This window comes from Paraglaciecola sp. (assembly GCF_051252315.1).
GTDB lineage: Bacteria > Pseudomonadota > Gammaproteobacteria > Enterobacterales > Alteromonadaceae > Paraglaciecola.
Map to the genome: position 1 here is coordinate 1 of NZ_JBPOFP010000253.1, position 2,029 is coordinate 2,029.

Here is a 2,029-nt window from a genome sequence, read left to right on the forward strand (position 1 = left end):
GACCGATATAGACTTGGGGTGGGTGGAAAACCAAGCATCTGTTGAGGGACTGGCTCCGGACGGAACCATAGTAGACGACCTATCGGGCACCAATCCCCAAAATGACGAAATCACCTATACTACCATTTGTCAAAGGAACGGTATATCACTACAAAAGACAGGAACTTTTAACGACAGTAATAATGATGGTTACGCCCGCGTAGGAGAGACCGTGAATTACTTCTTCTCACTGATAAATACCGGGAACACCACCTTGGAACAAGTGGAACTCGTTGACCCACTTTTAGGAGGTACCATGTATGAATGGGATGAATTGCCAGCCGGGACTACTGTGACATGGCAGGAAACATACACTATCACTGCGGACGATATCGAAGCTGGTATGGTAACGAATCAGGCCACTGTACACGCAATTTCCCCAAATGGTATGCTATGGGAGGATCTTTCGGATGATCCAACTGACCCCACCGACATGGATGTTGATGGAGACGGAGACCCCGATGACCCCACTGATGTGGAAATTATTGGTGAAACAGGTTCGGAAATTGAAATCTTTAACGGTATTACCCCAAATGGGGATGGATCAAACGACTATTTTGAAATTAGGGGTATTTCTAATTTTCCTAAGAACCATGTTTCTATTTTTAACCGGTGGGGCGTATTGGTATGGGAAACTACTGGGTACAACGAAAGTCAAAACGTATTCAGGGGATATTCCAACGGAAGGGCAACTATAAACAGAAGCGATAAGCTGCCATCCGGTACTTATTTTTATACAATTAGATTGCAAAACCCTCAATCTAGTGAAAAGGAACGTTCCTACTCAGGATTTTTGTACATCAACCCATAAAACCGACCAAAGACACTGATTTTTATAACTTATGATGCCACCTAACCCAAATCGAACCATAGTCACTTTTGCAATCCTTTTGTTTGTTGTTCTGTGCGACGGTCTTGTTGCTCAGCAAGCTCCGCAATACACCCAATATATGTACAATACCCAAATCATTAATGCTGGTTATATGGCGACCAAGGAAGTTCCTCATATTGCATTGCTGGGGCGTACGCAATGGACACATTTCGATGGGGCACCAAAAACAGGAACGCTCAGTGTAATGACACCTTTAGGTCTAGATCAAAAGAATGCAGTGGGACTATCCGTTCTTCAAGATGAAATTGGTCCGACCGTAACATCTAACCTGGCATTTGACTACGCCTATAGCCTCTGGGTTTCGAGAAAGGCCAAAATTTCGTTTGGTTTGAAGGCTGGAATAAAAATGTTAAATGTCGATTTTTCTAAGTTGAACATAGCCGATCCTGGGGATATTTTCGAAAATAACGTTGACAACAAAATTCTTCCACAGATAGGGGCAGGAGTTTACTATCATAATGATAAGTTCTATATTGGTCTATCGGTTCCCACTTTCTTTCAATCCGAACACTTTAATCTAGTAGACGAATCGAATAATGGTAGCTCACTGTATGAATTGAACGTGTACGATCGGTTGCACTACTACCTTATTGCGGGGCATATTTTAGAAATTTCAGATACGGTCAAGTTCAAACCAGCTGCCCTGACAAAGATAGTTTCCGGTTCGCCCTTACAATGGGACATCTCGGCAAACTTTCTCTTTTACGAACGTTTTGTTGTAGGGGCGTCCTACCGCTGGAGTTCCGCATACAGTGCCATGACCGGTTTTCAAATATCCGATCAGTTATTTTTGGGCTTTGGATATGATTATCAAGCCACTTCAATTGAAGATTTTAGTCAAGGATCTTATGAAGTATTTTTAAACTTCAACCTTTTCAACAAAGCCAATTGTGAGTGCAGTATAAAGCCACGCTTTTTTTAATATTAGTGGAAACAACACCCGTAATACCATTTCTGATTTAAAAATACTCAAAAAAAAAATTTAGTGTATAAATCATTTCCGGTAATAGATTTAACAATCTCTGGATTCAGTTGATTGACCAATTGTAAAAGCTCTACATAACTAGCTATGTTGAGCTATTAGAGTGGATAGAATGC

The 2,029-nt window shown here is 41.3% G+C and carries 2 protein-coding genes; both read left to right on the top strand.

The genetic code is table 11. The features are described from left to right. A partial coding sequence (locus tag ACSHXM_RS21755) for a gliding motility-associated C-terminal domain-containing protein (protein ID WP_435692519.1) occupies positions 1-850 on the top strand: 850 nt, incomplete at its 5' end. A gap of 31 nt (positions 851-881) precedes the next feature. After that, positions 882-1,853, top strand: coding sequence for a PorP/SprF family type IX secretion system membrane protein (locus tag ACSHXM_RS21760; RefSeq protein WP_435692521.1), 972 nt, complete (start codon positions 882-884; stop codon positions 1,851-1,853). Positions 1,854-2,029: the final 176 nt, after the last annotated feature.

Excerpts from the sequence above, each read along its gene's own strand:
- ACSHXM_RS21760 (WP_435692521.1), top strand. The coding sequence starts at position 882 with ATGATGCCACCTAACCCAAATCGAACCATAGTCACTTTTGCAATCCTT.